At 64.9% G+C, this 6,210-nt stretch carries 8 protein-coding genes and 1 tRNA gene; 2 read left to right on the top strand and 7 right to left on the bottom strand.

The window, feature by feature from the left end; translation table 11 throughout:
• Positions 1-2 precede the first annotated feature (2 nt).
• The 4 genes from WBQ44_RS02415 to WBQ44_RS02400 all read right to left on the bottom strand — a co-directional run bounded on the left by WBQ44_RS02415 (position 3) and on the right by WBQ44_RS02400 (position 1,478).
• Positions 3-93 (bottom strand) — tRNA-Ser (locus tag WBQ44_RS02415).
• 59 nt (positions 94-152) lie between these two features.
• Positions 153-350, bottom strand: coding sequence for a CsbD family protein (locus tag WBQ44_RS02410; protein ID WP_495565142.1), 198 nt, complete (start codon positions 348-350; stop codon positions 153-155).
• A 92-nt stretch (positions 351-442) separates the two neighbouring features.
• Positions 443-895: a nucleoside deaminase gene (locus WBQ44_RS02405; RefSeq protein ID WP_495565144.1), complete on the bottom strand. Its 453-nt coding sequence runs from the start codon at positions 893-895 to the stop codon at positions 443-445.
• Positions 896-914: 19 nt separating this feature from the next.
• The gene (locus tag WBQ44_RS02400; protein WP_495565141.1) at positions 915-1,478 is read right to left on the bottom strand and encodes a tRNA adenosine deaminase-associated protein; all 564 of its coding nucleotides are present in this window, start codon (positions 1,476-1,478) and stop codon (positions 915-917) included.
• Positions 1,479-1,609: 131 nt separating this feature from the next.
• Here WBQ44_RS02400 and WBQ44_RS02395 point away from each other — a divergent pair, with 131 nt between their 5' ends.
• Positions 1,610-2,584 carry a prephenate dehydrogenase gene (locus WBQ44_RS02395; RefSeq protein ID WP_495565143.1) on the top strand — a complete coding sequence of 325 codons (975 nt, stop codon included), beginning with the start codon at positions 1,610-1,612 and terminating at the stop codon, positions 2,582-2,584.
• On the opposite strand, the gene WBQ44_RS02390 is transcribed toward WBQ44_RS02395, so the two are convergent.
• On the bottom strand, positions 2,557-3,069 hold the full coding sequence (locus WBQ44_RS02390; RefSeq protein WP_495565140.1) for a putative glycolipid-binding domain-containing protein: 513 nt from the start codon (positions 3,067-3,069) through the stop codon (positions 2,557-2,559). The genes WBQ44_RS02395 and WBQ44_RS02390 overlap by 28 nt on opposite strands.
• Before the next feature lie 314 nt (positions 3,070-3,383).
• On the opposite strand from WBQ44_RS02390, the gene WBQ44_RS02385 reads away from it, so the two are divergent.
• Complete coding sequence (locus WBQ44_RS02385) at positions 3,384-3,707, top strand: hypothetical protein (RefSeq protein WP_495565139.1); 324 nt, start codon at positions 3,384-3,386, stop codon at positions 3,705-3,707.
• Positions 3,708-3,746: 39 nt separating this feature from the next.
• On the opposite strand, the gene WBQ44_RS02380 is transcribed toward WBQ44_RS02385, so the two are convergent.
• Positions 3,747-5,594, bottom strand: coding sequence for an ABC transporter ATP-binding protein (locus WBQ44_RS02380; RefSeq protein WP_495565138.1), 1,848 nt, complete (start codon positions 5,592-5,594; stop codon positions 3,747-3,749).
• Positions 5,587-6,210, bottom strand: a 624-nt coding sequence (locus WBQ44_RS02375; protein ID WP_495565137.1) for an ABC transporter ATP-binding protein, incomplete at its 5' end; no start/stop codon positions are given. The genes WBQ44_RS02375 and WBQ44_RS02380, both read right to left, overlap by 8 nt.

Here is a 6,210-nt window from a genome sequence, read left to right as displayed (position 1 = left end):
TATGGCGGTGGCGGAGGGATTTGAACCCTCGGACGGGGGTTACCCGTCACACGCTTTCGAGGCGTGCTCCTTAGGCCGCTCGGACACGCCACCGCGAAAAACTGTACCGCAGTGGCGTCCAGACGTTAAATCGCCTGGTCACTCGCGTCGAATCAGTGTCCGGTGAGCTTGTCCTTGATGTTGCCTGCGGCGTCCTTGACCTTCTCGGCGCCGTCCTTGACAGCTGCAGAGACCTGGTCGCCCTTGCCCTCGTTCTTGAGGTCGTCGTTGCCGGTGACCGATCCGGTAGCTTCCTTTGCCTTGCCGCCCAGATCCTCGCTCTTGTTACCGATCTTGTCGTCGAGTCCCATTTTTGCCTCCCGAAGAATGCGATGTAGCGGACGCGTGTGCGTCCCGTACCTTCGGTGAGTACCCGTGGGTGGTCCGACCAAACCTGAGAACTTCATGTGCGACGTGTAGAGAAGAACGCACGCAGGGCTGCACTGCACTCTTGTTCGAGCACTCCCCCGCGCACTTCGGGCCGGTGGGTGAGGCGTCGATCGCGAACCACGTCCCAGAGCGAGCCCACCGCTCCCGTCTTGGGCTCCCATGCTCCGAACACCACTCGATCAACCCGGGCGAGCACCAACGCGCCCGCGCACATCGTGCAGGGCTCGAGCGTCACCGCGAGCGTGCATCCTTCGAGTCGCCAGCCGTCTCCGTGAACGAGGGCAGCTCGTCGGAGCGCAAGAATTTCAGCGTGCGCAGTCGGATCGCCGGTCGCTTCCCTGGCGTTCGCGGCGCGCGCGAGCTCCCGGCCCTCGGCGTCGAAAACGACAGCACCGACCGGAACGTCCAGATCCGACGCCTCCTCCGCTGCCGTCAGGGCGGCGCGGACGAGGTCGTGGTCCCGCAAAACCGTCAACGCAGAACCGTCAACGTGGAAGCTTGTCCAGCACCGCCGCGAACTCGTCCGGGAACCCCAGCCGTTGAGCAATCGATCCGAGCTGCTCGTCCGGGTACAGGTCCGTCTCGGCGACGATGATGCCCATCACCGCTTCGGGCAGGCCCAGATCGGCGAGCAACGCCATGTCACCCTCTGGCCATGGCTCCACGTCGTCGAGCTCGTCGGGCTCGAAGTCGGGGATGTCGATGTTCAGTTCGTCGAGCACGTCCGCGGCAATGTCGTACTCGCCTGCGAGACTCGCGTCCGACAGTAGAAGGCGGGTGCCGGACGGCGCCGGTCTCAACACGACGAAGAACTCGTCGTCCACATCGAGGAGGCCGAATACAGCCCCCGAACTCCTCATCTCACGCAGCTCGGTCTCGGCCGCGGACAGCGACGTCAGCGCCTGCGCGGGCAGAGGCGTCACCCTCCACTTGCCGTCCTCGCGGACGACTGCGACGCCGAAGCCTTCGAGATCGTCGAATGCGTGGCTATCCGGACCGTCGAACTTCTTCGCCTTGGCGGAGTTGTTACTCCCGCGCTGTGCAGCCATGCGCGCAACGGTAGTCGCCGAACAGCCCCAAAATGAAGTCCACCTCGCACACCCCCGATCGAAGCCCCGCCACCTGGTCGTTCCGCAAGCTCCACTCCCGACCCCACCTGGTCGTTCCGCAAGCTCCACTCCTGTGCCAACCTGGTGACGTGACCAAAGCTCCCCTGTGTGTGATCGGGCTAGGACTGATCGGTGGATCCGTTCTTCAGGCAGCAGTATGTGCTGGCCGGACGGCGTGGGGATACAACCGGTCGGCGGACGCCATCGCTGGTTCTGCAGAGGCCGGCTACGACACGGGCACCGATTTGCGGGCGGCACTGACGCGCGCAGCCGAGACGGGTGCGCTCATCGTGATCGGTGTTCCGATGCCCGCCGTCGATGCGATTCTCGACGCCATTGCCGAACATGCGCCCGACAATCCGATCACCGATGTCGTGAGCGTGAAAGCAGAAGTCGCGGCCGCGGTGGATCGGCATGGACTGTCCGCCCGCTACGTCGGCGGTCATCCGATGGCGGGCACCAACCATTCCGGGTGGGCCGCGGCCGATCCCATTCTGTTCCGCGATGCCGTGTGGGCGGTGACCGTCGACGACGGCACGGATCCCGACGTGTGGCGCGCGGTGGCGTCGCTCGCGCTCGATTGCGGGTCGGTGGTGGTCCCGGTCGAGAGCGGTGAGCACGATCGCGCTGTCGCGCGGATCTCTCACCTGCCGCATCTACTCGCGGAAACCCTCGCTCAGGTCGGCGCGACCGGTGGCTCGCTCGCGCTGGGGTTGGCCGCGGGCTCCTTTCGTGACGGCACGCGGGTTGCGTCGTCGTCACCCGATCTCGTTCGCGCCATGTGTGACGGCAACGCCGACGCGCTCGGCGACGCGCTGGACGAAGCCCTCGAGCTACTGACCCGCGCCCGCGAGGAACTGGTGAAGAAACGAACGACGCAGACGCTGGTGACAGACGGCTACCGCGCCCGCACGCTCTACGACGCGCACGAGCGGTTCGACATCGCCGAGGTCGACCCCGGAGCCGACGGGTGGCTCCAGGTGCTTCGGGCGGCGGCCCGCGAGGGCGGGGTCGTGCGTCAGATCCGCTCGGCGAGTCCTGGGTAGTCGACGACGAAACCGTCGGCGTCGACTGTCACCGAAGACGTCGACACCGGTGAGATGACGTGAATTCCGTCGGATCCGCTGCTGTAGGTCAGTTCGGCTTCACGGATGCTCAGGTCCAACAGGTTGACGTACACGACGGGCACCTGGACGTCGGCCGAATCGGTGTGCAATCCGAGTCGGCGAATCGGCAGCGTGTTGAAGAACGGGCTGAACACGACGTCGACGTCGAGCGCGCCGTGGTACGTCGAGCGCTGATGGTTGGCCGATTCGATGATCCAATACCCCTCGGCGTCGCGGCTGACGGACGCTTGCTTCTCTCCACCTGCGAGTGAGGTGCGGAGCGAGAGGCGTCGGGTGATGCCGTTCTCGTCGGTCACCAGGTCGTAGGACGCACTGAACGCCGGGTGCTCGGAGCATTCCCCGCCGATGATGCGTCCGGCTGCCTTGATCCGGTTGCCGGAGAGCTGCACACGAACCGACTCCATTCGGGGAACTTCGTGTGCTCGCCAGGTCAAGACTGCCGGCCAGGGCTGCGTCGCGTCTGAGGTGGGCGCTGCCGGTGCTTGCGCTGGGTTCGAAGCGCGCTCTACACCCGGGGTTGGAGTGGTCACCCGACTACGGTAAGCGACAGGTGGGGCCGAAGATCAAGCGGTAGTGACTTTTCTCGTCCCAAGAGCCCACGCTTACCCCGTCCCACCGAGTTTCTACCCTCCAAAACCGGCGTTTTCGACGACGACTACGTGGTCTCCATACATCGGCCCACCTGTCGCAGACTGCTCACGCTCACTAGTCTGAGCGCGTGACTGCAGGCGACTTCGACTTCGCACACTCCGAGCAGGCCGCCAAGAGCCGGCAGGACAAGGCAACGGCGCTGGCCCGGTACATCTGGGAACGCGGTGTAGACGGCGCCGAACTACTGGCGCTCACCGATGCGGTCCGTCGCAAACTCGCCCGCGCGGCCGATATCCACCCGCCCAGCACGATGGAGACCTGGACCATCACCGCCGAACTGCTCGACCGCAAGAACGAGTGGGCGGCGGCCAATCCCACTCATCCGGCGGCGACCCCCGGGCATGCAGACGAGAAGATCATGTGGGTCAAGCCGCCGATCCAACCCTGGTAGGCCGCTCTGCGGCCGTGTGCCAAAAACGTTGTTGGAACATCACTTTTCACGCACGGGTGCCGCAGGCGCACTACTGCTCTCCCACGCGTCGTGTAGACCCGCGAAGTGCCCGTGCCCGGCGATGAGCTCTTCCGGGCTGCCGTCCTCGACGATGCGGCCGTTCTCCATCACCAGCACGCGGTCGGCGATGGCGACGGTGGAGAGTCGGTGCGCGATGATCAACGCTGTTCGGCCCTGCAGTATCGTTTCGAGAGCCTGCTGCACCAGTCGCTCGCTGGGGATGTCGAGGCTCGAGGTCGCTTCGTCGAGAACGATCACCGCGGGTGCGGCCAGGAACACCCGGGCGAACGCGACGAGTTGGCGTTGGCCCGAGCTGAGCCGTCCGCCCCGCTTGCGTACGTCGGTGTCGATGCCATCCGGCAGCGATTCGATGAACTCGGTCAGGCCGACGGCTTCCGCTGCGGCCGCCACTTCGGCGTCGGTCGCCGACGGTTTGCCGAGGCGGATATTGTCCGCGACGGACCCGGAGAACAGGAACGACTCCTGCGTGACCATGACGATGTGTTGGCGCATGTTCTCGTCGCCGAGCGATTTCAGGTCGACGCCGTCGAGGCTGACGCTGCCTTCGGTGGGATCGTAGAACCGAGCGAGCAATCTCGCGAGGGTCGACTTGCCCGCGCCGGTGGCTCCGACCATCGCCACGACCTGTCCCGCCGGGATGTGAAGCGAGAATTCGGGCAGCACGACGCGCTCGCTGTTGTAGGCGAACCGAACGCGATCGAAGTCGACGGTTCCCTGCGCGGTCCCCAGGTGTACGGGGCGTTCCGGCGCGAGCACCGACGGCTCCTCTTCGAGCACACCGGAGATTTTTTCGAGCGCGGCCGCTGCCGATTGGTACGAGTTGAACACCTGGGCGAGTTCGTCGAGGGGTCCGTAGAACCGGCGCAGATACAGCACGTAGGCCGCGAGCACACCGATGTCCATGTGTCCGTTGATGACTCGGTAGCTTCCGAAGACGAGGATGATCGCGAGCGTGACGTTGCCGATCCACCGCACGATGCCGGTGTAGCTCGCCATTCCCCGTAGCGCCGCGGTGGTGGCGTCGCGGTACTCGGTGTCTTCGGTCGAAAGGATCGTGTCGTTGCGCTTCTCGCGACGAAACACCTGGACGGCTCGGATTCCGCCCATGGATTCGACGAAGTGAACGACGACCTTGGCGATGGCCACGCGCGTGCGCCGGTAGCCGGATCGTTGCGCACGCTGCGACCACCTGGTGACGAGCACGAGCGGTACGAAGCCGGCGAGGACGATCAACGCAAGGGGCAGATCGAGATACACGAGGATCACCGCAATGGTGGCGATGGACAGCACCGCCGACAATGCGTCGTTCAACGCACTTTCGAGAAGCGTCTGCAGCGACTCGATATCGCTCGTGATTCGAGAGATCAACCGACCCGAGGTGTACTTCTCGTGGAACGACAGGCTCAGCTTCTGCGCATGCTCGAATACCCGCCCGCGCAGGTCGTAGAGGATTGCCTGACTGAGCCGCCCGGACACGATGAGAAACGTGTACGTGGTGACCGCACCGAGGATTCCGACCGCGATGTAGCCGAACACCGTCCACGCCAACGGTGTCCAGTCTCCGCCCGTGGCCGCGGAGATCCCGTGATCGAGGGCGTAGGCGATGAACAGCGGGCCCGCAACGAATGCGAGATTGTCGACGAGAATGATGGCGAGCGCCAGCAACGCCTGCTTCTTGTACGGACGAACGAGCGACATCAGCAGTCGCCGCGAACGTCCCGCAAGCACCAGGTTGCCGGTCGAGTCGACGTCGGAATCCTCGTTTCCTACGCCGCGCCAGTTCTTTTCGGTATCCGTGTCAGCCATCGATCGACCCCATGACGTAGCGGTACTTCGCCGACGTCGCAAGCAGACGCTCGTGCGTTCCCTGTTCCACGATCGTTCCGTTCTCGAGATAGAGCACTCGGTCTGCGAGTGCGGCAGTGGACGGACGGTGCGCAACGAGCAACGTCGTCGAGTGCGTCAACACTCTCCGAAGGTCTTCCTGCACCATCGCTTCGGTGTTCACGTCGAGTGCCGACAACGGATCGTCGAGCACCAGAATTCGCGGTTTTCCGAGGACTGCGCGCGCCAACGCCAGTCGTTGACGCTGCCCGCCGGACAGGCTCATGCCCTGCTCACCGATCCGAGTGTCGAGTCCCCACGGCAGACGGTCGACGAAATCCCGCGCATGCGCAATGTCGAGTGCTTCGTCGACGTCGGCATCGGTGGCGTCGGGGCGTCCGAGTGCGATGTTCTCGCGCACGCTCGCCGAGAACAGCACGGGATCCTCGAACGCGACGGACACGACCGAGCGCAGGTCGGACAGCGCGAGTTCTCTGATGTCGATGCCGTCGATCGTCACCGCCCCGGCAGTGACGTCGAACAATCGCGGAACCAGGTTGGTCAGCGCGGTCTTACCGCTTCCGGTCACGCCGACGAG

This window comes from Rhodococcus sp. (in: high G+C Gram-positive bacteria) (genome assembly GCF_049591685.1).
Lineage (GTDB): Bacteria > Actinomycetota > Actinomycetes > Mycobacteriales > Mycobacteriaceae > Rhodococcoides.
This window is presented reverse-complemented; position numbering and strand designations above follow the sequence as displayed.